Genomic DNA, 23,989 nt, shown 5'->3' on the forward strand with positions numbered 1-23,989 from the left:
AAACTCCAAATTGGTAACGAATCATAAGATTGAAACATGCTACTCTGAACCGAGTATCAGCACCATATATAAGGAGAGCCAGCATGCAGTTACAAAACGGATGGCTGGTGGACGCGCGGCATGTACCTTCGCCGCACCATGATTGCCGCCCGGAGGACGAGTCGCCCTCACTGCTGGTCGTCCATAACATTAGCCTGCCGCCTGGCGAATTTGGTGGTCCGTGGATAGACGCATTATTCACTGGAACAATTGATCCCAACGCTCATCCCTTTTTTGCTGAGATCGCGCATCTGCGCGTTTCGGCCCATTGTCTGATTCGCCGCGACGGTGAAATCGTCCAGTATGTTCCTTTTGATAAGCGCGCCTGGCACGCCGGTGTGTCGTCATATCATGGACGCGAGCGGTGCAATGATTTTTCGATTGGTATTGAGCTAGAAGGCACCGATACCACGCCTTACACCGATGCGCAGTACCAGGCACTGTGTACGCTGACGCGAGAACTGATCGCGCGCTATCCGGCAATTTCCGACAACATCACTGGGCATAGCGATATCGCACCGGTGAGAAAAACCGATCCAGGACCGGCTTTTGACTGGTCCAGGTTTCGCGCCATGCTTACCGCTTCGTCAGACAAGGAGATGACATGACGTTGTTCACCATGCTGCTGGTGATGATCGCCGAACGGTTGTTCAAACTGGGCGAACACTGGCATTTGGATCACCGGATGGAAGTGCTGTTCCGTCGGATTAAGCACTTTTCAATGTTGCGCACGATCCTAATGACGGCTGTCGTCATGGGGGTGGTTTACCTGCTACTGCGCGCGCTTTATGGGCTATTTTTCAACGTTCCGCTGTTGGTGGTGTGGATCCTGCTCGGCGTGCTGTGTATCGGCGCGGGGAAAGTGCGCTTGCACTATCACGCCTACCTGAAAGCGGCTTCCCGTGATGACAGCCATGCGCGTGGCGCGATGGCGAGCGAGCTGACGCTGATCCATGGCGTTCCGCCCGATTGCAACGAACGCGATTATTTACGCGAGCTGCAAAACGCTCTGCTGTGGATCAACTTCCGTTATTATCTGGCGCCGCTGTTCTGGTTTGTGGCGGGCGGGGCGTGGGGCCCAGTATTACTGATGGGCTATGCATTTTTACGCGCCTGGCAGACATGGCTTGCCCGCTACCTGACGCCGCATGAACGTTTGCAATCCGGTATCGACGGTATTCTTCATGTGCTGGACTGGCTGCCGGTGCGTCTGGTGGGGGTAGTGTATGCGTTGATCGGTCACGGAGAGAAAGCGCTTCCGGCGTGGTTTGCGTCCCTTGCCGATCGCCATACGTCGCAATATCAGGTGCTAACCCGCCTGGCGCAATTCTCACTCGCGCGCGAACCGCATACGGATAAAGTCGAGACCCCAAAAGCGGCGGTGTCGATGGCGAAGAAAACGTCATTTGTGATTGTGGTGCTGGTGGCGCTGTTGACCATCTACGGTACGCTGGTTTAACCCAGCGTACCGCGTCAATTAAAGCGTATCGGCGGGCGGGATGCCAAAATCGGGCATTCCGTTTTCGTTCCAACATACCAATTTCAGACGGGTATGACGGTTGGGATCGTACAGCGGATCGCCTTCAATTTCAGTGTAATTTCTCGCGTGATACACCAGCACATCTTCGCCGTCTGGCGTCTGCGTGAAGCTGTTATGCCCCGGCCCGTACTGGCGATTTTCATAGCTGGTGGTGAATACGGGACGCGGCGCTTTGTGCCAGTTTTGCGGGTTTTTAGGATCGGCATTCATGTCTATCCACAGCAGCCCCATGCAGTAGTTCTCATCCGTCGCACTGGCGGAATAGCTGATAAACAGTTTGTTGTCGTGCACTAAAACCGCCGGCCCTTCGTTAACCCAAAATCCACGGCATTCCCAGTCATACTCCGGTTTACTCAGCATCACGGGATCGCCTTTCAGCGTCCAGGGATTTTCCATTTCGCATAGATACAGATTGGAATTACCCGAGATATCCGGGGCTTTTTGTGCCCACAGATACCAGCGTTTGCCGTGATGAACAAAGGTGGTGGCGTCGAGCGCAAAGGTATCAAACGGGGTTTTGATTTGTCCTTTCTCGACCCACTGTGCATTAAGCGGATCGCCGCCTGTACCTTCGAGTGCAAACATCCGGTGCTGGAACATACCCAACTTATCCAGCGCTTGCGTGTGCGTCGCAGCAAAATAGATGTACCACTTTCCATCAATGTGATGCAGTTCCGGAGCCCAAATGAGCTCACTCATCGGGCCGGTGTCCGGTTTGTGCCACACCGCAATTTCTTCTGCGCTGCGCAATCCTTCCAGCGAGTCGGCGCGGCGAAGGGCCAGCCTGTCGTATTCTGGTACCGAGGCAATGAAATAATATTGCCCCTCGTGATGCAAAATATACGGGTCGGCACGTTGTTCGATAAAGGGATTTGGCCAGTTACGCATGGGGCTTCCTTATTTTGTCTCAGCCGTTTTCAGTTCCTGATAGTCGCTCAGTTCGCGATAGTTGGTGCGACGCTTCTCAAGGTCTTCCTGAATTTGCTTCATCGTTTCACGGTCCACTTTCAACAGGCGTACCACACCCGCAGTGAGCAGATAGCCGACGCCCGGAATCACGGTAAAGAGTAATACGATTCCGTTGATTGCCTCGGCGCTTTGCGCTTTTGCACCGGCGTCATAGCCGTACCAGGAGAGCAGAAAGCCCACCATCGCACCGGCAATCGCCAGCCCCAACTTCAGGAAGAAAATGTTGCCGGAGAAGCTGATCCCGGTGATGCGTTTGCCGGTTTTCCACTCGCCGTAATCGTCCACATCCGCCATGAGCGACCAGTGCAGCGGGGAAGGGATCTGATGCAGAATGTTCAGCAGGAAGTAGAGCGCGACAATCGTCGTCGTGGCTTTGGGATCGAAGAAATAAAACGCGCAGGAGAAAATTGCGAGCGCGATGTTGGTCCAGAAGAACACTTTCAGTTTACACCAGCGGTCGGTCAGGACTTTCGCCAGCATGCTTCCGAGCATCATCCCGACGACACCCAGGCTGATAAACAGCGTCGCAAAGTGGGTACTTTGCCCCATAACCCAGGTGACGTAATACATTGTCGCCGCCATGCGGATAAAGCCCGGGCAGACGTTACACAATGTCAGCAGTAAGATGCGCACCCACTGATCGTTTTTCCACGCGTCTTTCAGATCGTTTTTCAGTTCGTCGTTGGTTTGAACCGCCGGGCGAATACGCTCCCGCACGGTCGCGAAGCTGAACAGGAACATACAGGTGCCGATAAGCGCCAGCACCGTCATCGCCATCTGGTAGCCCTTGGCTTTGTTATCCCCGCCGAAGTACTCCACCATCGGCAGCAAGGTTAACGACAGCAGCAGGGTGGCAATACCTACCATCACGAAGCGATAGGACTGGCACGCCACGCGCTCTTTAGGATCGTTGGTGATCACGCTGCCTAACGAGCAGTAAGGAATATTGATGGCGGTATAGGTGAGTGACAGCAGGAAATAAGTGACAAAAGCATAGATAACTTTGCTGTTGTACGTCCACTCTGGCGTCGTAAACATCAGCACACTGAACAGCGCGTAGGGGAAGGCAATCCATAGCAGCCATGGACGAAATCGGCCATATTTACTGCGGGTACGATCCGCAATCGCGCCCATGATCGGGTCAGTAATGGCATCGATGACGCGTACCGACAGCAGTAAAACGCCGACCAGTGCCGGTGCGAGTCCAAAGATATCCGTGTAAAAATAGTTAACAAACAACATGATGGCGCCGAAGATGATGTTGCATCCCGCGTCGCCCATCCCATAGCCGATCTTTTCTTTGACTGACAGTTTATTGTTATTCATCGACAGCTCTCCGAATTGCAGTATGGAGAGAATTATTTGCTGGCAAATGAATATTTGCGTAGCAAGATAAAGGCGGTGATATGGATGAAATCGCTGTGGGTGAGAATTTGTGAGGGAGGTAACACGCTCAGTGCCCGAGGCCGGGCACTGAGTCAGACGAGATTAATGGGCTTTAACAGTTTTCGCGTTTTTCTGTTTGAACAGGTAGCCAATACCCAGAATCACGACCCAAACCGGGATCAGATAAACGGAGATTGCCATACCCGGTGTTATCAGCATGATCACCAGCACCGCCGCCATAAACGCCAGGCAAACCCAGTTACCGATAGGATAGAACAGGGCTGGGAAGCGCGTTTTCACACCCTGCAATTGCTTAGCACGACGGAACTTGATGTGCGCGAGGCTTATCATCGCCCAGTTGATGACAAGCGCAGAGACAACCAGCGCCATCAGCAGACCGAACGCTGATTCCGGGGCCAGATAGTTAATCAGTACGCAAAGGGCGGTGACCACCGCTGAAACCAGAATGGTGTTCACCGGCACGCCACGCTTGTCCAGATTCAGCAGCGCTTTTGGTGCGTTACCCTGTTGAGCCAGACCAAACAGCATGCGGCTGTTGCAGTACACGCAGCTGTTATAAACGGACAGCGCTGCAGTCAGCACCACGATGTTCAGGGCGTTTGCCACGAAGGTGTCGCCCAGCTCATGGAAGATAAGCACAAACGGGCTGGTATCAGCGGTTACGCGCGTCCATGGCAGTAAAGAGAGCAGAACGGCCAGCGAACCCACATAGAAAATCAGAATACGGTAGATAACCTGGTTGGTGGCTTTCGGGATGCTCTGCTCCGGGTTATCGGCTTCTGCGGCGGTGATACCCACCAGCTCAAGGCCACCAAACGAGAACATAATGATCGCCATCATCATCACCAGACCGGTCATGCCGTGAGGCAGGAAACCGCCTTGCTCCCACAGGTTGCGCACGGTGGCTTGAGGGCCGCCGTTGCCGCTGAACAGTAACCAGCCGCCGAAGAGGATCATTGCTACCACGGCGATCACTTTGATAATCGCGAACCAGAACTCCATCTCACCGAACACTTTGACGTTGGTCAGGTTGATGGCGTTGATCAGCACAAAGAAGACTGCCGCGGAAGCCCAGGTTGGGATTTCCGGATACCAGAACTGAATATATTTCCCGACGGCGGTGAGTTCTGCCATCGCGACCAAAACGTACAGCACCCAGTAGTTCCAGCCTGACGCGAAGCCGGCAAAGCCACCCCAGTATTTATAGGCAAAGTGGCTGAAGGAGCCTGCTACCGGCTCTTCAACGACCATTTCGCCTAACTGACGCATGATTAAGAACGCGATAAAACCGGCAATAGCGTAGCCGAGAATAATGCCTGGGCCTGCTGACTGAATAACGGATGCGCTGCCCAGAAACAGGCCGGTGCCGATAGCGCCACCCAAAGCAATAAGCTGAATATGGCGGTTTTTAAGGCCGCGCTTCAGCTGATCGCCATGCTGTTGACCTTCCATTATGTGAAACCTCGTGTGTGGTTGTTATGTTCACGCTATGGCGTGTGTAATTATGAAATTCCATTTCATGTATTTATTTCGTTACGGTTCAAATGACCTAAAAAACGGAAGGCATCTTCCTTAAGCGTCAGAATAGTGGTAAGCGCTCGCGAATGCACCTGCTTTATAAAGGGTCGATGACGAGTTGAATAAAAAGAAAGCAATTGTAAGTTGCTGCCGTTAACCCCTTTTATCTGGGTAAAGAATAAAAATGCTTCATTAGGGGGTTAAAAATTCATTATTTGTCATGGTGAATCGGTTCAAATGGCGTATTTCGCGTTTCATTAAAGTTAAAACTGCCTCTTTATGGGTAATCAATTCATTTGTGCAAAGTTACATTTCTGAAACGTTATTTCTGTAAGGTTGTTAAAATGTGCCGGGTTTACTGATTTCAATCAAAACCACGATGGACAGAAGGTGAATACTTTGTTACTTTACCGATACGAATATTAAATTGGTAAGACCAATTGACTCCGGGCAAAAAGGCGTAAGACAGGGAATATGGCCTACAGCAAAATTCGCCAACCAAAACTATCCGATGTGATTGAGCAGCAGCTGGAGTTTTTGATCCTCGAAGGGACTCTGCGCCCCGGTGAAAAACTCCCGCCTGAACGCGAACTGGCTAAACAGTTCGATGTTTCCCGTCCCTCTCTGCGTGAGGCGATTCAACGTCTCGAAGCCAAGGGCTTGCTGCTTCGTCGCCAGGGCGGCGGAACTTTTGTTCAAAACAGCCTGTGGCAGAGCTTCAGCGATCCGCTGGTAGAGCTTCTGTCTGACCACCCAGAATCCCAGTTTGACCTGCTTGAAACCCGTCACGCGCTTGAAGGTATCGCTGCTTATTACGCGGCACTGCGCAGCAATGATGAAGACCGTGAACGTATTCGCGAGCTTCATCAGGCCATTGAACGGGCACAAGAGTCAGGCGATCTCGACGCCGAGTCCGATGCCGTCGTCCAGTACCAAATTGCCGTCACCGAAGCGGCTCACAATGTGGTACTCCTCCATCTGCTACGCTGCATGGAGCCGATGCTGGCCCAGAATGTTCGACAAAATTTTGAATTGTTGTATGCCCGCCGGGAAATGCTTCCGCTGGTCAGCAACCATCGTACTCGTGTATTCGAGGCGATAATGGCCGGGGAACCGGAGCATGCGCGTGAAGCGTCGCACCGCCACCTGGCTTTCATTGAGGAAATCTTGCTGGACCGCAGCCGTGAACAATCGCGTCGCGAACGTTCACTGCGTCGCATACAGCAAAGAAAGGATTAAGCGCCTTTTTTAGAGCGCGGCAACTAAACGCAGAACCTGTCTTATTGTGCTTTTGTCGTTCGAAATAGTTTGAGTTGTATCGCAGCGGTGAGCAAATGCCGCCAACAAAGCGACAGCCTGAAAGATGAAGAACAGAAAGCCCAATGGGACAGGTTCCAGACAAATCAACGTATTAGATAGATAAGGAATACCCCCATGTCAGAACGTCTCCAAAATGACGTGGATCCGATCGAAACTCGCGACTGGCTACAAGCGATCGAATCGGTCATCCGTGAAGAAGGTGTTGAGCGTGCTCAGTATCTGATTAATGAGTTGCTTTCAGAAGCCCGCAAAGGCGGCGTGAAAGTAGCAGCAGGTGCAGGGGCTAGCAACTACGTAAACACGATTGCCGTTGAAGACGAACCGGAATACCCGGGCAATCTGGATCTGGAACGCCGTATCCGTTCTGCAATTCGCTGGAACGCGATCATGACCGTTCTGCGCGCATCCAAGAAAGACCTGGAACTGGGCGGCCACATGGCTTCCTTCCAGTCTTCTGCGACCGTTTATGAAGTGTGCTTTAACCACTTCTTCCGCGCACGCACCGAGAAAGACGGCGGCGACCTGGTGTACTTCCAGGGCCACATCTCTCCGGGTGTCTACGCACGTGCGTTCCTGGAAGGTCGTCTGACTGAAGAGCAGATGAACAACTTCCGTCAGGAAGTTCACGGTAAAGGTCTGTCTTCTTATCCGCACCCGAAACTGATGCCAGAATTCTGGCAGTTCCCGACCGTTTCTATGGGGCTGGGTCCAATCGGTGCGATCTACCAGGCTAAATTCCTGAAATATCTGGAACACCGTGGCCTGAAAGACACCTCTCAACAGACCGTTTACGCCTTCCTGGGCGACGGCGAAATGGATGAGCCAGAATCTAAAGGTGCGATCACTATCGCAACCCGTGAGAAGCTGGACAACCTGTGCTTCATCATCAACTGTAACCTGCAGCGTCTGGATGGTCCGGTAACCGGCAACGGCAAGATCATCAACGAACTGGAAGGCATCTTCGCGGGTGCTGGCTGGAACGTGGTTAAAGTGATGTGGGGCGGTCGTTGGGATGAGCTGCTGCGTAAAGACACCAGCGGTAAACTGATGCAGCTGATGCAGGAAACTGTTGACGGCGATTATCAGACCTTCAAATCCAAAAACGGTGCCTACGTTCGTGAGCACTTCTTCGGTAAATATCCTGAAACCGCAGCGCTGGTTGCCGACTGGTCTGACGATCAGATCTGGGCACTGAACCGTGGTGGTCACGATCCGAAGAAAGTCTACGCAGCACTGAAAAACGCACAAGACACCAAAGGCAAAGCAACTGTTATCCTGGCGCATACCGTTAAAGGTTATGGCATGGGTGACACCGCCGAAGGTAAAAACATCGCGCACCAGGTGAAGAAAATGAACATGGACGGCGTTCGTTACGTCCGCGATCGTTTCAACGTGCCAGTGACCGATGAGCAGGTAGAAAACCTGTCTTACATCACCTTCCCGGAAGGCTCTGAAGAACACACCTATCTGCACGCACAGCGTCAGAAACTGAACGGCTACCTGCCGTCCCGTCAGGTGAACTTCACTGAGACTCTGGAACTGCCTGCTCTGGAAGATTTCTCCCAGCTGCTGGAAGAGCAGAACAAAGAGATCTCTACCACTATCGCTTTCGTTCGTGCCCTGAACGTGATGCTGAAAAACAAGTCGATCAAAGATCGTCTGGTTCCAATCATCGCTGATGAAGCGCGTACTTTCGGTATGGAAGGTCTGTTCCGTCAGATTGGTATTTACAGCCCGAACGGCCAGCAGTACACCCCTCAGGACCGTGAGCAGGTTGCATACTACAAAGAAGACGAGAAAGGTCAGATTCTGCAGGAAGGTATCAACGAGCTGGGCGCAGGCGCATCCTGGCTGGCTGCTGCAACATCTTACAGCACCAACAACCTGCCGATGATTCCGTTCTACATCTACTATTCTATGTTCGGTTTCCAGCGTATCGGTGACCTGTGCTGGCAGGCTGGCGACCAACAGGCTCGCGGCTTCCTGGTCGGTGGTACTTCCGGTCGTACGACACTGAACGGCGAAGGTCTGCAGCACGAAGATGGCCATAGCCACATTCAGTCTCTGACTATCCCGAACTGTATCTCTTATGACCCGTCTTACGCGTACGAAGTGGCAGTCATCATGCATGACGGTCTGGTTCGTATGTACGGTGAAGCGCAAGAGAACGTTTACTACTACATCACCACGCTGAACGAAAACTACCACATGCCGGCGATGCCGGAAGGTGCTGAGGAAGGTATCCGTAAAGGTATCTACAAACTCGAAACCGTTGCGGGTAGCAAAGGTAAAGTTCAGCTGTTGGGCTCCGGTTCTATCCTGCGTCACGTTCGTGAAGCAGCGCAGATCCTGGCGAACGACTACGGTGTCGGTTCCGACGTGTACAGCGTGACCTCCTTCACTGAACTGGCGCGTGATGGCCAGGATTGTGAGCGCTGGAACATGCTGCACCCACTGGAAACTCCGCGCGTTCCGTACATTGCTCAGGTGATGAACGACGCGCCGGCAGTGGCATCTACTGACTATATGAAACTGTTCGCCGAGCAGGTTCGTACTTATGTACCGGCTGATGATTACCGCGTACTGGGTACCGATGGCTTCGGTCGCTCCGACAGCCGTGAAAACCTGCGTCACCACTTCGAAGTTGATGCTTCTTATGTGGTGGTTGCAGCGCTGGGCGAACTGGCTAAACGTGGCGAAATCGATAAGAAAGTGGTTGCGGAAGCAATTACCAAATTCAACATCGATGCAGATAAAGTTAACCCGCGTCTGGCGTAAGAGGTAAAAGAATAATGGCTATCGAAATCAATGTACCGGACATCGGGGCTGATGAAGTTGAGATCACCGAGATCCTGGTCAAAGTAGGCGACAAAGTTGAAGCTGAACAGTCGCTGATCACCGTAGAAGGCGACAAAGCCTCTATGGAAGTCCCGTCTCCACAGGCTGGCATCGTTAAAGAGATCAAAGTCTCCGTTGGCGATAAAACCGAGACGGGCAAACTGATCATGATTTTCGATTCCGCCGACGGTGCAGCAGCAGCTGCACCTGCGCAGGAAGAGAAGAAAGAAGCGGCAGCTCCAGCTGCGGCACCAGCAGCCGCGGCTGCAAAAGAGGTTAACGTACCGGATATCGGCGGCGACGAAGTTGAAGTCACTGAGATCATGGTTAAAGTCGGCGACACCGTTGCGGCTGAACAGTCCCTGATTACTGTAGAAGGCGACAAAGCCTCTATGGAAGTTCCGGCTCCGTTCGCAGGCGTGGTCAAAGAGATCAAAATCAATACCGGCGACAAAGTGTCTACCGGTTCTCTGATTATGGTCTTCGAAGTCGCGGGTAGCGCACCTGCTGCGGCTCCGGCTAAAGCAGAAGCGGCGCCAGCTGCGGCTGCACCAGCGGCTTCTGGCGCGAAAGACGTTAACGTTCCGGATATCGGCGGTGACGAAGTTGAAGTGACTGAAGTGATGGTGAAAGTGGGCGACAAAGTTGCCGCTGAACAGTCACTGATCACCGTAGAAGGCGACAAAGCCTCAATGGAAGTCCCGGCTCCGTTCGCAGGTACCGTGAAAGAAATTAAAATCAGCGCTGGCGACAAAGTGTCTACCGGTTCTCTGATTATGGTCTTCGAAGTGGAAGGCGCTGCGCCTGCGGCGGCTCCGGCTGCTGCGCCAGCACCTGCTGCTGCACCGGCTCAGGCTGCTAAACCTGCTGCGGCCCCTGCTGCAAAAGCAGAAGGCAAATCTGAGTTCGCTGAAAACGACGCTTACGTTCACGCCACTCCACTGATTCGCCGTCTGGCGCGCGAGTTCGGCGTCAACCTGGCGAAAGTGAAAGGCACCGGCCGTAAAGGTCGTATCCTGCGCGAAGACGTTCAGACTTACGTGAAAGACGCGGTGAAACGTGCTGAAGCTGCACCTGCTGCTGCATCCGGCGGCGGTCTGCCAGGCATGCTGCCATGGCCGAAGATCGACTACAGCAAGTTTGGCGAAATCGAAGAAGTTGAGCTGGGCCGTATCCAGAAAATCTCTGGCGCGAACCTGAGCCGTAACTGGGTAATGATCCCGCACGTTACGCACTTCGACAAAACCGATATCACCGATCTGGAAGCGTTCCGTAAACAGCAGAACGCAGAAGCTGAGAAGCGCCGTCTGGATGTGAAATTCACGCCAGTGGTCTTCATCATGAAAGCGGTTGCTGCGGCGCTTGAGCAGATGCCACGTTTCAACAGCTCTCTGTCTGAAGACGCGCAGCGTCTGACGCTGAAAAAATACATCAACATCGGTGTTGCGGTTGATACGCCAAATGGTCTGGTTGTTCCAGTCTTCAAAGACGTGAACAAGAAGAGCATTACTGAGCTGTCCCGTGAACTGACCGTGATTTCCAAGAAAGCGCGTGATGGTAAGCTGACTGCCGGCGAAATGCAGGGCGGTTGCTTCACTATCTCCAGCATCGGCGGCCTGGGTACAACCCACTTCGCACCGATCGTTAACGCGCCGGAAGTGGCAATCCTCGGGGTTTCCAAATCCGCGATGGAACCTGTGTGGAATGGTAAAGAGTTCGTGCCGCGTCTGATGATGCCAATCTCTCTTTCCTTCGACCACCGCGTGATCGATGGGGCTGATGGTGCGCGCTTTATCACCATCATCAACAACACCCTGAGCGACATTCGCCGCCTGGTGATGTAATCGAAAAGCCGGCCAATCGGCCGGCTTTTTGTCTTCTAATCTCATGAAGGTTGTGAGGTTACTGGCGAAAGCGATATTTCGTGAGCCGTTTGTTGTTTCAAAATTGTTAACAATTTTGTAAACTGCGGGCGGATAGAACGACCCGGTGGACGACGGGTATAAATTAAGAGGTCATGATGAGCACAGAAATCAAAACTCAGGTCGTGGTACTTGGGGCAGGCCCAGCAGGTTACTCCGCAGCATTCCGCGCAGCGGATTTAGGTCTGGAAACCGTCATCGTAGAACGTTACAGCACCCTTGGTGGTGTTTGTCTGAACGTCGGCTGTATCCCTTCAAAAGCGCTGCTGCACGTTGCAAAAGTTATCGAAGAAGCCAAAGCGCTGGCTGATCACGGTATCGTCTTCGGCGAGCCGAAAACCGATATCGACAAGATTCGTACCTGGAAAGAAAAAGTTATCACCCAACTGACCGGCGGTCTGGCTGGTATGGCGAAAGGCCGTAAAGTGAAAGTGGTTAACGGTCTGGGTAAATTCACCGGGGCAAACACCCTGGAAGTTGAAGGCGAAAACGGCAAAACCGTGATCAACTTTGACAACGCGATCATCGCGGCGGGTTCCCGTCCGATTGAACTGCCGTTCATTCCACATGAAGATCCACGCGTGTGGGATTCCACCGATGCGCTGGAGCTGAAATCCGTACCTAAGCGTTTGCTGGTTATGGGTGGCGGTATCATCGGTCTGGAAATGGCGACCGTTTATCATGCGCTGGGTTCAGAGATTGACGTGGTTGAAATGTTCGACCAGGTTATCCCGGCTGCGGACAAAGACATCGTTAAAGTCTTCACCAAACGTATCAGCAAGAAATTCAACCTGATGCTGGAAACCAAAGTGACTGCCGTTGAAGCAAAAGAAGACGGTATTTACGTTTCCATGGAAGGCAAAAAAGCCCCTGGCGAAGCGCAGCGTTACGACGCGGTGCTGGTTGCTATCGGCCGTGTGCCGAACGGTAAGAACCTCGATGCGGGCGCAGCGGGCGTAGAAGTTGACGACCGTGGCTTTATCCGTGTGGACAAACAGCTGCGCACCAACGTGCCGCACATCTTTGCAATCGGCGACATCGTCGGTCAGCCAATGCTGGCGCACAAAGGTGTTCACGAAGGCCACGTTGCCGCTGAAGTTATCGCGGGCATGAAGCACTACTTCGATCCGAAAGTGATCCCATCGATCGCGTACACCGAGCCAGAAGTTGCCTGGGTGGGTCTGACCGAGAAAGAAGCGAAAGAAAAAGGCATTAGCTACGAAACCGCCACCTTCCCGTGGGCTGCTTCTGGCCGTGCTATCGCTTCTGATTGCGCAGACGGCGTGACCAAACTGATCTTCGACAAAGAAACTCACCGTGTCATCGGTGGTGCGATTGTCGGCACCAACGGCGGCGAACTGCTGGGTGAAATCGGTCTGGCTATCGAAATGGGCTGTGACGCTGAAGACATCGCGCTGACCATCCACGCGCACCCGACTCTGCACGAGTCAGTGGGCCTGGCGGCTGAAGTGTTTGAAGGTAGCATCACCGACCTGCCGAACGCGAAAGCCAAGAAGAAATAATCTTCTTGCAGCGATGAAAACGCCTCTCCGGAGGCGTTTTTTTTTTGCCTGAAAACTACCCGATTTAGTAGCTATTTCATTGATGTTTTTATTAAAAGTTTACCGTGATCTGCCGATAACTTTTTCACCATTGTGTGGCTAATGGCTGCGCGGTTATTAAGTTCTGGACTCTTTATTACACAAAAAGGAAAAAAAATGTCTTTGAAAAAAGTGGCTGTGATTGGTTTAGTCGCGGCAGCGCTGACGTTGACAGGGTGCGGCGCGATGACTACCGCTGTGAAAAAACGTAATCTGGAAGTGAAAACCCAGATGAGCGAGACTATCTGGCTTGAGCCGTCCAGCGAGAAAACTGTTTATATTCAGGTAAAAAATACCTCTGATAAAGACATGAGTAACCTGCAAACGCTGCTGGCTAACGATCTGAGCGCGAAAGGGTATAAAGTGACCAACTCCCCAGAAAGTGCTTACTACTGGGTTCAGGCAAACGTGCTTAAAGCGAATAAAATGGACCTGCGCGAGACTCAGGGCTACCTGAAAACCGGCTACGAAGGTGCTGCGGTCGGTGCTGCGCTGGGTGCAGGGATCACGGCCTACAACAGCAGTTCTTCCGGTGCTGCACTGGGTGTGGGTCTGGCCGCAGGTCTGATTGGCATGGCTGCAGATGCAATGGTTGAAGACGTGAACTATACCATGGTGACTGACCTGCAGATTTCTGAGCGTAGCAAAGCGAAGGTGACAACCGACAATATCGCCGCCCTGCGTCAAGGCACCTCTGGTGTGAAATTGCAGACCAGCTCTGAACAAGGCGATCGCGCGAAATATCAAACGCGTGTTGTTTCAAACGCGAACAAAGTGAACTTGAAGTTCGAAGAAGCGAAGCCGGTTCTGGAAGCTCAACTGGCGAAATCCGTCGCTAACATTCTGTAATCACCGTTGCTGTTTGCCGGGACACCTTGGTTGACCCGGCAAACACAATTCCTCCCCCGCGTTATCTAGGGTGTCACAAGCTGCCAGTTTTTATCCTGAGGGTACGCAGCTGTCGCCTCTGCTCTTTGCTGCGTTTCCTCACCCAGATTGGCCTGATAAACGTTGTCATCCTGGTTAATCACAAAACTCATCACCCCTGTCTGACCGTAGCTGACGGGCCAGGCGATCATCGCAAAACCGTTGTTGTTGTCAGGTAAAATGCGAAACCGATAGCCGTGATAGCCCGTGCCCGGCACCTGTGGGCTAAACGCGGGGCCAAGCGGGCTGGGCGCTTCGCCAGGGGCGGCAGGCCAGTAAAGGCCATCTTTCTTTCCTTCTGAACTGATAATTTTCTGCGCAAAGGTTTGGTTGAGCGCGTAATAGCTTTGCTGGGCATCAACGTAAGCATGAAGCGCTTCGATAGCGGCCAGCTCGTTGCGACCAATCTCACGCGTCAGGATCTCATCGGCCGCCTTGCGCATATCAAACTGCCAGCCGGATGCCCCTTTCACGACGGGGATAGGCAATTGCCAGTTGCTGTCGCCCACCACCAGATGCGCGATATCGCCCGCAATGACCGTCGAGTGGCTTACCTTCCAGTCGCGTACAAAACGGTCCACGGCGTCTGGGTCGACCCCTTCAGGCGGCAAGAAATTGCGCCAGTCATCCCCAAGCAAGTTCTTCATTTCGCGTTCATTTTGCTCGCTGATGGCTTTTGCCAATGCGTCGGTCGCCTGCTCGGGTGTGCTGAAGTGCTGTTGTGCGATCGCAAAAGTGGAAACCATCAACAGTATCATTCCACCGAGTATTTTCTTTTTCATGTCGATTCCCTTAGCGATGACGAAGTTCACGATGTTCAGTCCGGCCAGCAGGCATTTGTCTCGCCGGTTGATGGGGGCGGGATGCCATTTGCCGGCTTTGCGATCCGCGCTGCTGTTGCGACTGCCAGTTCCCTGAGCGACTATCGTTTCCACTTAAGGCATTCGCGCGAGGTTGCGTGTTTCGCTGCTGGAGGGTTGGCGAAACACGTTTTTCCTGACGCTGAGAAGTTGTCTGACGATTCTCACGCTGCACTTTATTGGCCGCTCTTTGCGTGGTCTGGGGTTTGGTGTTGTCGTACCCGCGATAATTATTGCGCTGTGAAATCTGTTTGAGCTGAGCGCTCGACGCCTGACGCTGCGCATCTTTTGTCGCAGGGCGCTGCGTTTGAGATAGTGTTTTGCCCGTCGATTGTTGTACCTGGGCCAGCGCCGCCTGCCGTTGGCTATCGCGATTCGCCGGTTTTTGCTGTGTGGTGCTCAAACCTGTCGCCGTGTTGGTGGGATGGAAACGGTTATTGAGCGGGGTGGTCGGATAGGGCACACCGTCACGATAGGCCGGGTTATGCTGCCAGTTGCGATGGGCGTCTGTTAAACGATCCCCGCTGATTTTATTGAAGTTATCGACGTTGATATTGATGTTGTTATTGCCGTTACGGTTATAACCGCCGTTTCGGTCGTAATCGTTATCGTGGTGGTGATGATCCCAGTCATCGTCGTCATCCCAGTCGATATTGCTGAAAATCGCGTAGGTTGTTGCTACTCCCAGGCTGAAGCCCAGGCCTTTCACCAGGCTATCCGTAAATTGCTCACCGGGTGATGGCGGCAGGTAGACCGGCGGATAGCTGGCGTTGGGCCAGGTCCCGTAGACCGTGGCGGGATTATACGTCGGGACGTACACCACCTGTGGATCGGCGGATTCGATCTTGATCATCGTGGGATTGGTTGCCGCCACGGTCGCGTTTGAAGTGGCATTGGCAGTCTGAGCGGGTTCCTTTTTCTTTTCGGTCGTTACCGTTTGCTGCGGCGTCGATTGCAGCGCACCTGTCTGCTGCGCCAGCAAACGTAAGCGTTGCACAGAATCCATCACGTCTTTGGGCTGTGCGAGGAATGCGTCGCCGAGATTCTGGACCCATGGCGGGTTTTCACCCATCAGCGACATCAGCTGTGGAAAGGCGACCAGCGATTTGACGCTCGGATCCCACGGTTGGCCACTCACCGCCTGAATAGCCGCATCACCCTGCATTTTGGGATTATCCTGCGACCACTGTGCGGCCTGGATGACGTTCGCCGGATACGTGGATGCCATAAGGATTTGCGACAGCAGCGCGTCAGGATACAGTGCGATAGGGGCGGTCCACTGATCGATTTGCGCGGCGGTGTAGGTTGGTGCAACGACTGCTACGGGGGGCTGGGCCACGGGTTGTGGCGCTGCGGGTGGCGTCGCTGCTGACGGCGTGGATACGCTCTCCGGCGCGCGGCTTTTCACAAACATGACGCCGGACGCGGCTAACAGCCCGGCACTGCATAACAGCACAATCAGGTGTGGCTTAAAGGGCAACTTCATAGTGTGACTCCAGCGTAAGCAGTGTCGATTGGCGTTCTTGTTGCCGCGAGTATATTCACCCGTGTTTTTGCGTTTTGACGAATCTTGGGAAACCACCCGAAGTGTACGGATAAAGAGTGTGAGCATTTATTACACAAATTATACGTGATAGATAAAACGGCGTTTGAATTTCAAAAGGCAAGTTTTACCTCTGAAAATTGTCCTCTCTCCCCGCTATACCATCCTTAACGATTCAGCAAATTATTTAATGTTGCTTTTTTGTAAACACATTAACACTGTGCAGAAATCCTGCTATGCTGCCCGACGCGGTATCGGGCATTTACCCTACAAACTGCTGTCTCACAGGAGCGTGAAGATAAGCCTGGATACACAACGTGTATGCCGCATTATGATAATGAGAGCGAGGAGAACCGTCGTGCTAGAAGAATACCGTAAGCACGTAGCAGAACGTGCCGCCGAGGGAATTGTACCGAAACCTTTAGATGCAACCCAAATGGCCGCGCTCGTCGAGCTGCTGAAGAATCCGCCTGCGGGCGAAGAAGAATTCCTGTTAGATTTGCTGATCAACCGTGTACCGCCTGGCGTAGATGAAGCAGCCTACGTGAAAGCCGGTTTTCTTGCTGCGATTGCGAAAAGCGAAGCAACCTCCCCACTGGTCACCCCTGAAAAAGCGATTGAACTGCTCGGCACCATGCAGGGCGGCTATAACATTCATCCGCTGATTGACGCGCTGGAAAGTGAAACGCTGGCACCGATTGCCGCCAAAGCGCTTTCCCAAACGTTGCTGATGTTCGACAACTTCTACGACGTTGAAGAAAAAGCGAAAGCGGGTAACCGCTACGCAAAACAGGTTATGCAGTCATGGGCTGATGCTGAATGGTTCCTGAACCGTCCAGCGCTGGCAGAAAAAATGACCGTCACCGTATTCAAAGTGACTGGCGAAACGAACACTGATGATCTGTCTCCAGCACCGGATGCCTGGTCTCGCCCGGATATCCCTCTGCACGCCCTGGCAATGCTGAAAAATGCCCGCGAAGGGATTGTGCCGGATCAGCCTGGTGCGGTTGGGCCGATCGCGCAAATTGAAGAGTTAGCCAAAAAAGGTTTCCCGCTGGCCTACGTCGGTGACGTCGTCGGAACCGGTTCTTCACGTAAATCTGCGACCAACTCCGTGCTGTGGTTCATGGGCGATGATATCCCTCATGTCCCGAACAAGCGCGGCGGCGGCCTGTGCCTCGGCGGCAAAATTGCCCCTATCTTTTTTAACACCATGGAAGATGCAGGCGCACTGCCAATCGAGGTAGACGTTAATAACCTGAACATGGGCGACGTGATTGACGTTTACCCGTTCAAAGGCGAAGTGCGTAACCACGAAACCAACGAATTGCTGGCTACGTTTGAACTGAAAACCGACGTTCTGGTCGATGAAGTTCGTGCAGGTGGTCGTATTCCGCTGATCATCGGCCGTGGCCTGACGACCAAAGCGCGCGAAGCCTTGGGTCTGCCGCATAGCGACATTTTCCGTCAGGCGAAAGACGTGGCGGAAAGCGATCGCGGCTATTCTCTGGCGCAAAAAATGGTGGGTCGCGCCTGTGGCGTGACGGGCGTGCGTCCTGGTGCTTACTGCGAGCCGAAGATGACGTCTGTGGGTTCTCAGGACACCACCGGCCCGATGACCCGTGATGAGCTGAAAGATCTGGCGTGCCTGGGCTTCTCTTCCGATCTGGTCATGCAGTCGTTCTGTCATACGGCTGCGTATCCAAAACCGGTCGATGTGACCACGCACCACACGCTGCCTGACTTCATCATGAACCGTGGCGGCGTCTCACTGCGCCCTGGCGATGGTGTTATCCACTCGTGGCTGAACCGTATGCTGCTGCCGGATACCGTCGGCACCGGCGGTGACTCCCATACCCGTTTCCCGATTGGCATCTCCTTCCCGGCGGGTTCTGGTCTGGTGGCGTTTGCGGCCGCAACGGGCGTGATGCCGTTGGATATGCCGGAATCCGTTCTGGTGCGCTTTAAAGGCAAAATGCAGCCGGGCATTACGCTGCGCGATCTGGTGCATGCGATCCCGCTGTATGCGATCAAACAGGGTCTGTTGACCGTTGAGAAGAAAGGCAAAATCAATATCTTCTCTGGCCGTATCCTTGAGATTGAAGGCCTGCCAGATCTGAAAGTGGAGCAGGCGTTCGAACTGACCGATGCTTCCGCTGAGCGTTCTGCTGCGGGCTGTACCATCAAGCTCAATCAGGAACCGATTATTGAGTATCTCACCTCAAATATCGTGCTGCTGAAGTGGATGATCGCAGAAGGCTACGGCGATCGTCGTACGCTGGAGCGTCGCGTCCAGGGCATGGAGAAATGGCTGGCGGATCCGCAGCTGCTCGAAGCCGATGCTGATGCAGAATATGCCGCAGTGATCGACATCGATCTGGCGGATATCAAAGAGCCAATCCTGTGCGCACCAAACGATCCTGATGACGCGCGTCCGCTGTCTGCCGTGCAAGGAGAAAAGATCGACGAAGTGTTTATCGGTTCCTGCATGACCAACATCGGCCACTTCCGCGCTGCTGGTAAGCTGTTGGATACGCATAAAGGCCAGCTGCCAACGCGTCTGTGGGTGGCTCCGCCAACCCGTATGGATGCCGCACAGCTGACCGAAGAAGGCTACTACAGCGTGTTTGGTAAGAGCGGTGCGCGTATCGAAATCCCTGGCTGCTCTCTGTGTATGGGCAACCAGGCGCGTGTCGCTGACGGTGCAACGGTGGTTTCTACGTCGACCCGTAACTTCCCGAACCGTTTAGGGACGGGCGCGAACGTCTTCCTGGCCTCTGCGGAACTGGCGGCGGTAGCGGCGCTGATTGGCAAACTGCCAACGCCGGAAGAGTACCAGACCTTCGTGGCGCAGGTAGATAAGACGGCGGTGGATACCTACCGTTATCTGAACTTCGATAAGCTCTCTCAGTACACCGAGAAAGCGGACGGCGTGATTTTCCAGACGGCAGTATAAACAGCAAAACCGTCTCTTCGCAGACGGTTTAAATGTTTGAACCCTCTCCCATGAGAGAGGGCAGAGGTGAGGGCATCAGACCGCAACGTCGTGCTCTCACCTTTTTATTTTCATTCCTCCCGCGCGTTCCGCTTTTTTTCTTCCTCTCTGCTGCGATAATTACGCTATTGGCTTTGCAGAGGAAAATACGATGGATTACGAATTCTTACGCGATATCACCGGTGTGGTGAAAGTGCGTATGTCGATGGGCCACGAAGTGGTCGGGCACTGGTTTAACGAAGAGGTCAAAGAAAACCTCGCGTTGCTCGATGAAGTGGAACAAGCGGCACGCACGATAAAAGGCAGCGAGCGATCCTGGCAGCGTATTGGACACGAATACACCTTATGGATGGACGGTGAAGAAGTCATGGTGCGCGCCAACCAGATGGAAATCTCGGGCGACGAAATGGAAGAGGGTATGAGCTATTACGATGAAGAGAGTTTCTCGCTGTGCGGCGTTGAGGACTTTTTACAGGTCGTGAAAGCCTACCGTGAGTTTATGCAACAGAAGTGATCCACCGGAGCATCCTTGCTCCTGGCGTGTTTTACACGGCCGGAATATTGCGGCCGTAGTAGATTTCGCGCATCTCTTTCCAGAGCAGGTCGGTGATGACCTTTCGCTCTTCTTCGCTTAAGTCTTCTGGCTGGGTATGGAACATGTAGTGCTTAAGGTCAAACTCCTTAAGCAACATCTTGGTGTGGAAAATATTTTCCTGATACACGTTCACGTCCATCATGTCGTACAGCCCCTTCATGTCTTCAGACATAAAGTTCTGAATCGAGTTAATTTCATGATCGATAAAATACTTCATGCCATTGATGTCACGGGTAAAACCGCGCACGCGATAATCAATCGTCACGATATCGGATTCAAGCTGGTGGATAAGATAATTCAGCGCATTGAGTGGTGAAATCACACCGCAGGTCGACACTTCGATATCGGCGCGGAAAGTGCACAGCCCGGCTTCCGGGTGGCTCTCTGGATAGGTATGCACGCAGATGTGGCTTTTGTCGAGATGGGCCACCACCGCTTCTGGCAGAGGGCCTGGATGTTCGGTCGGATCGATAAGCTGTGGATCCACAGGCTCTTCGCTCACCAGAATCGTGACGCTCGCGCCCTGCGGCTCATAGTCCTGACGCGCAATGTTTAGAATATTGGCTCCGATGATGGAGCAGGTTTCTGACAGAATTTCGGTCAGACGGTTGGCATTGTAGAGTTCATCGATATAGGCGATATAACCATCGCGCTCTTCTGCGGTTTTAACGTAGCAGATATCGTAAATACAAAAACTCAGGCTTTTCGTCAGATTGTTAAAGCCATGCAGTTTCAGTTTTTTCAATTTAGCTCACCTCCTTAGAGGACAGTGCGTCTTGCAAATATTGCGGCAAGGCGAACGCTGCCGTGTGGACGGCCGGATTGTAGTAACGGCATTTCAGGTGGGTCTGATGAAAGCGTGCAGCAATGATCTCGGTGGAGAGATGGCGTAAAACGTCGTTATCCGTCGCCCACGCGAAGGTCATAATCCCGCCGTAATAGGTAGGAATCGCAGCCTGATAGAAACTGACATCACCGAAGTAATGGCTCAGTTTACGATGACTGTCGATCGCTTCGTCCTGTTGCAGGAAGCAGACGCCGTTCTGGGCAACGAAAATCCCGCCAGGGTTCAGGCAGCGTTTGCAGCCTTCGTAGAATGACGAGGTGAAGAGCGTGGCGCCAGGGCCAATCGGATCGGTGCAATCGGAGATGATCACGTCAAACGTTTGATTGGTCTGATTCACAAAGTTGACGCCGTCGTCGATCACCAGCGTAAAGCGCGGATCGTCATAGCTGCCAGCGTTGTGATTGGGCAGGTACTGGCGGCAGAACGAGACGACACCGGCGTCGATTTCCACCATCGTGATCGTTTCGATAGATTTATGGCGAGACACTTCACGCAGCATTGCGCCGTCGCCACCGCCGATAATCAGCACATGTTTTGCGTGTCCGTGCGCCAGTAATGGCACATGGGTCATCATTTCATGATAAATAAACTCATCACGTTCGGTCGTTTGCACTACGCCATCCAGCGCCATCACGCGCCCAAATGCAGCGTTCTCGAAAATGATCAAATCCTGATGATCGGTTTTCTCGTGATAGAGCACGTTATCCACGGCAAAGTACTGACCAAACTGGTCATGCAGCGTTTCGTGCCACACTGTTTTATCGGTCATGAGCTGAACCCTCCTTTGTTAATATCTATTACACCCACGCAATATGGGCGCAACATCATAGCGAACAAGAACCGCGCAAGCACGGCCATTATTTCAACAAAGGGGCGTCGGGAAGATTATTTGACGTAGGCGAGCAGGCTGAGCGAATCGCGGGCCAGCGCTTTGCATTTTTTCGCGACAGGAATGCCAATGCCGCTTAAATCGCGGTAACTGTCTTCACCGAGCGCCTTCATGTCAAAGCTATCGTAGTTGCTGAGATCCCATTGATTCTGCTGGGCAAAAAAGACCAGTGCGCGACGAATCTGCCCATTGGGTAAATTCTGGTAACCGCAATCGTTTTTCAGGAAAACAAAAACCGCCGTTAAATCGGCCATATCTTCCGCTTCATTTTCACTTAGCGCATAACTGTTCGCACACATAGCCATCAGGCTGCCGAACAAAATTGTCCTGAAAAACGTCTTCATTGCTTCTACCACTGCATCACGGAAATTTAACGTTAGCATATTTGCGACCAGCGAGACGACCTTTATTATTGCCACTTTACTTGACCTTCCGGTTAGGGGAGGGTTTAAGCTCAAAATATCGCCTGCAGGAAAAAAGGAATGAACATGCAACGTCGTGATTTTTTGAAATATTCAGCTGTGTTGGGGGCTGCCAGCGCATTACCGCTTTGGAGTCGCACTGCTTTTGCCGTCGACAGACCCGCATTACCGATCCCTGATTTATTGGCCGCAGATGCGCGCAGCCGCATTCAGCTCGTCGTACAGTCAGGGAAATCTGCCTTTGGCCCCCATAACGCCACCACATGGGGATATAACGGCAATTTGCTTGGGCCTGCCCTTCAATTGCGCAGAGGCAAAGAGGTCACGGTTAATATTCATAACACGCTTGCTGAAGAGACGACGTTGCACTGGCATGGCCTTGAGGTTCCGGGCGACGTTGACGGTGGGCCGCAGGGCATTATCAAACCGGGCGGCCAGCGCACGGTGACGTTTACGCCTGACCAGCGCGCAGCGACCTGTTGGTTCCATCCGCATCAGCACGGTAAAACGGGCCATCAGGTGGCAATGGGGCTGGCGGGGCTGGTATTGATTGAGGATGACGAAAGCCGCTTGTTGCGCCTGCCAAAACAGTGGGGCATCGACGATGTGCCGGTCATCGTGCAGGACAAAAAATTCAGTGCTGACGGGCAAATCGATTATCAGCTGGATGTGATGACGGCGGCGGTGGGCTGGTTTGGCGACACGCTTCTGACCAACGGCGCGATTTATCCGCAACACGCCGCCCCGAAAGGCTGGCTACGGCTGCGATTGCTTAACGGGTGTAACGCGCGTTCACTCAATTTTGCCACCAGCGATCGGCGCCCGATGTACGTGATAGCCAGCGATGGTGGGCTGTTGGCCGAGCCGGTGAAGGTCAGCGAACTGCCGATGCTGATGGGCGAGCGTTTCGAAGTGCTGGTTGATATCAGCGACGGTAAGCCGTTTGATCTCCTCACGCTGCCCGTAAGCCAGATGGGCATGGCCGTCGCACCGTTCGATAAACCGCATCCCGTTTTGCGCATTCAGCCACTGCTGGTCACGGCTTCTGGCGAAATGCCAGACACGCTCGCCGCCATGCCTGCGCTGCCGTCCCTGGAGGGATTAACGCAGCGTAAACTCCAGCTCTCTATGGATCCGATGCTCGACATGATGGGCATGCAGGCGCTGATGAATAAATACGGCGACCAGGCGATGGCCGGGATGCAGCACGGACAAATGATGGGCCATATGAATATGGACCACGGCAAGATGGACCATGGGAATATGGGCGGGATGAATCACGGCGATCATAAATTTGATTTCCACAACGCTAACCGCATTAATGGCAAGGCCTTTGATATGGATACGCCGATGTTTGCTGCCGCGAAAGGGCAGTATGAGCGCTGGGTGATATCGGGTGAAGGCGACATGATGCTGCATCCGTTCCACATTCACGGCACGCAGTTCCGCATTTTATCAGAGAACGGTAAAGCGCCAGCGGCCCATCGTACGGGCTGGAAAGATACGGTTCGCGTGGAAGGTGGCGTGAGTGAGGTACTGGTGAAATTCGAGCACGACGCGCCGAAGGAATTCGCCTATATGGCGCACTGTCATCTGCTGGAGCATGAAGATACGGGAATGATGCTCGGGTTTACGGTGTAGACCCGCGTCGCCTGATGCCCTCACCCTGGCCCTCTCCCGCGGGAGAGGGAACAGGCACTAAAAAAGGCAACTGGCGTTGCCTTTTTGCTTTGACCTTGTGCGGACTGATGCCCTCA

Annotated in this window: 18 protein-coding genes; 10 read left to right on the forward strand and 8 right to left on the reverse strand. The window is 53.2% G+C overall.

What is annotated here, in order from left to right; translation table 11 throughout:
- Positions 1–83 precede the first annotated feature (83 nt).
- The gene (gene ampD, locus I6L74_RS11995) at positions 84–647 is read left to right on the forward strand and encodes a 1,6-anhydro-N-acetylmuramyl-L-alanine amidase AmpD (protein WP_059180109.1); all 564 of its coding nucleotides are present in this window, start codon (positions 84–86) and stop codon (positions 645–647) included.
- Positions 644–1,498, forward strand: a complete 855-nt coding sequence (gene ampE, locus I6L74_RS12000; protein WP_059180108.1) for a beta-lactamase regulator AmpE — start codon at positions 644–646, stop codon at positions 1,496–1,498. The genes ampD and ampE overlap by 4 nt, the downstream gene beginning before the upstream one ends.
- 18 nt (positions 1,499–1,516) lie before the next feature.
- Here ampE and I6L74_RS12005 read toward each other — a convergent pair whose 3' ends face one another.
- From I6L74_RS12005 to aroP, 3 genes are all read right to left on the reverse strand, one after another.
- On the reverse strand, positions 1,517–2,467 hold the full coding sequence (locus tag I6L74_RS12005; protein ID WP_059180107.1) for a glycoside hydrolase family 43 protein: 951 nt from the start codon (positions 2,465–2,467) through the stop codon (positions 1,517–1,519).
- Between the two features lie 9 nt (positions 2,468–2,476).
- A complete protein-coding gene (locus tag I6L74_RS12010; protein ID WP_059180106.1) occupies positions 2,477–3,874 on the reverse strand; it encodes a glycoside-pentoside-hexuronide (GPH):cation symporter in 1,398 nt (465 codons plus the stop codon).
- 162 nt (positions 3,875–4,036) lie between these two features.
- Entirely contained in the window at positions 4,037–5,410 is a 1,374-nt protein-coding gene (gene aroP, locus I6L74_RS12015; RefSeq protein ID WP_096759570.1) for an aromatic amino acid transporter AroP, read from the reverse strand.
- Between the two features lie 537 nt (positions 5,411–5,947).
- On the opposite strand from aroP, the gene pdhR reads away from it, so the two are divergent.
- The 5 genes from pdhR to traT all read left to right on the forward strand — a co-directional run bounded on the left by pdhR (position 5,948) and on the right by traT (position 14,003).
- A complete protein-coding gene (gene pdhR, locus I6L74_RS12020) occupies positions 5,948–6,712 on the forward strand; it encodes a pyruvate dehydrogenase complex transcriptional repressor PdhR (protein WP_012016067.1) in 765 nt (254 codons plus the stop codon).
- Positions 6,713–6,907: 195 nt separating this feature from the next.
- Complete coding sequence (aceE, locus tag I6L74_RS12025) at positions 6,908–9,571, forward strand: pyruvate dehydrogenase (acetyl-transferring), homodimeric type (protein WP_059180104.1); 2,664 nt, start codon at positions 6,908–6,910, stop codon at positions 9,569–9,571.
- A gap of 14 nt (positions 9,572–9,585) precedes the next feature.
- Positions 9,586–11,475, forward strand: coding sequence for a pyruvate dehydrogenase complex dihydrolipoyllysine-residue acetyltransferase (aceF, locus tag I6L74_RS12030; RefSeq protein ID WP_059180103.1), 1,890 nt, complete (start codon positions 9,586–9,588; stop codon positions 11,473–11,475).
- A gap of 176 nt (positions 11,476–11,651) precedes the next feature.
- On the forward strand, positions 11,652–13,076 hold the full coding sequence (gene lpdA, locus I6L74_RS12035; protein WP_012016070.1) for a dihydrolipoyl dehydrogenase: 1,425 nt from the start codon (positions 11,652–11,654) through the stop codon (positions 13,074–13,076).
- A gap of 195 nt (positions 13,077–13,271) precedes the next feature.
- Complete coding sequence (gene traT / locus I6L74_RS12040) at positions 13,272–14,003, forward strand: complement resistance protein TraT (protein WP_059180102.1); 732 nt, start codon at positions 13,272–13,274, stop codon at positions 14,001–14,003.
- Between the two features lie 65 nt (positions 14,004–14,068).
- Here traT and I6L74_RS12045 read toward each other — a convergent pair whose 3' ends face one another.
- Positions 14,069–14,863 (reverse strand): DUF2950 family protein, encoded by a 795-nt coding sequence (locus I6L74_RS12045; RefSeq protein WP_059180101.1) that lies wholly within the window; start codon positions 14,861–14,863, stop codon positions 14,069–14,071.
- A 10-nt stretch (positions 14,864–14,873) separates the two neighbouring features.
- Entirely contained in the window at positions 14,874–16,427 is a 1,554-nt protein-coding gene (locus tag I6L74_RS12050) for a DUF3300 domain-containing protein (RefSeq protein ID WP_059180100.1), read from the reverse strand.
- A gap of 415 nt (positions 16,428–16,842) precedes the next feature.
- Here I6L74_RS12050 and acnB point away from each other — a divergent pair, with 415 nt between their 5' ends.
- On the forward strand, positions 16,843–19,440 hold the full coding sequence (gene acnB / locus I6L74_RS12055) for a bifunctional aconitate hydratase 2/2-methylisocitrate dehydratase (RefSeq protein ID WP_072241938.1): 2,598 nt from the start codon (positions 16,843–16,845) through the stop codon (positions 19,438–19,440).
- Positions 19,441–19,630: 190 nt separating this feature from the next.
- Complete coding sequence (gene yacL, locus I6L74_RS12060; protein ID WP_059180098.1) at positions 19,631–19,993, forward strand: protein YacL; 363 nt, start codon at positions 19,631–19,633, stop codon at positions 19,991–19,993.
- A 31-nt stretch (positions 19,994–20,024) separates the two neighbouring features.
- On the opposite strand, the gene speD is transcribed toward yacL, so the two are convergent.
- The 3 genes from speD to I6L74_RS12075 form a co-directional block, all read right to left on the reverse strand.
- The gene (gene speD / locus I6L74_RS12065) at positions 20,025–20,819 is read right to left on the reverse strand and encodes an adenosylmethionine decarboxylase (RefSeq protein ID WP_012016076.1); all 795 of its coding nucleotides are present in this window, start codon (positions 20,817–20,819) and stop codon (positions 20,025–20,027) included.
- A gap of 1 nt (position 20,820) precedes the next feature.
- Entirely contained in the window at positions 20,821–21,690 is an 870-nt protein-coding gene (speE, locus tag I6L74_RS12070; protein WP_059180097.1) for a polyamine aminopropyltransferase, read from the reverse strand.
- A gap of 116 nt (positions 21,691–21,806) precedes the next feature.
- A complete protein-coding gene (locus I6L74_RS12075) occupies positions 21,807–22,154 on the reverse strand; it encodes a YacC family pilotin-like protein (RefSeq protein WP_041689592.1) in 348 nt (115 codons plus the stop codon).
- Positions 22,155–22,298: 144 nt separating this feature from the next.
- Here I6L74_RS12075 and cueO point away from each other — a divergent pair, with 144 nt between their 5' ends.
- On the forward strand, positions 22,299–23,873 hold the full coding sequence (cueO, locus tag I6L74_RS12080) for a multicopper oxidase CueO (RefSeq protein WP_059180237.1): 1,575 nt from the start codon (positions 22,299–22,301) through the stop codon (positions 23,871–23,873).
- The last annotated feature ends 116 nt before the right edge of the window (positions 23,874–23,989 follow it).

This window comes from Lelliottia amnigena (assembly GCF_019047465.1).
GTDB classification, from domain to species: Bacteria; Pseudomonadota; Gammaproteobacteria; order Enterobacterales; family Enterobacteriaceae; genus Enterobacter; species Enterobacter amnigenus.

Coding starts and splice junctions, on each gene's coding strand:
- ampD (WP_059180109.1), top strand. CDS start 84: ATGCAGTTACAAAACGGATGGCTGGTGGACGCGCGGCATGTACCTTCG.
- ampE (WP_059180108.1), top strand. CDS start 644: ATGACGTTGTTCACCATGCTGCTGGTGATGATCGCCGAACGGTTGTTC.
- I6L74_RS12005 (WP_059180107.1), bottom strand. CDS start 2,467: ATGCGTAACTGGCCAAATCCCTTTATCGAACAACGTGCCGACCCGTAT.
- I6L74_RS12010 (WP_059180106.1), bottom strand. CDS start 3,874: ATGAATAACAATAAACTGTCAGTCAAAGAAAAGATCGGCTATGGGATG.
- pdhR (WP_012016067.1), top strand. CDS start 5,948: ATGGCCTACAGCAAAATTCGCCAACCAAAACTATCCGATGTGATTGAG.
- aceE (WP_059180104.1), top strand. CDS start 6,908: ATGTCAGAACGTCTCCAAAATGACGTGGATCCGATCGAAACTCGCGAC.
- aceF (WP_059180103.1), top strand. CDS start 9,586: ATGGCTATCGAAATCAATGTACCGGACATCGGGGCTGATGAAGTTGAG.
- lpdA (WP_012016070.1), top strand. CDS start 11,652: ATGAGCACAGAAATCAAAACTCAGGTCGTGGTACTTGGGGCAGGCCCA.
- traT (WP_059180102.1), top strand. CDS start 13,272: ATGTCTTTGAAAAAAGTGGCTGTGATTGGTTTAGTCGCGGCAGCGCTG.
- I6L74_RS12045 (WP_059180101.1), bottom strand. CDS start 14,863: ATGAAAAAGAAAATACTCGGTGGAATGATACTGTTGATGGTTTCCACT.
- I6L74_RS12050 (WP_059180100.1), bottom strand. CDS start 16,427: ATGAAGTTGCCCTTTAAGCCACACCTGATTGTGCTGTTATGCAGTGCC.
- yacL (WP_059180098.1), top strand. CDS start 19,631: ATGGATTACGAATTCTTACGCGATATCACCGGTGTGGTGAAAGTGCGT.
- speE (WP_059180097.1), bottom strand. CDS start 21,690: ATGACCGATAAAACAGTGTGGCACGAAACGCTGCATGACCAGTTTGGT.
- I6L74_RS12075 (WP_041689592.1), bottom strand. CDS start 22,154: ATGAAGACGTTTTTCAGGACAATTTTGTTCGGCAGCCTGATGGCTATG.
- cueO (WP_059180237.1), top strand. CDS start 22,299: ATGCAACGTCGTGATTTTTTGAAATATTCAGCTGTGTTGGGGGCTGCC.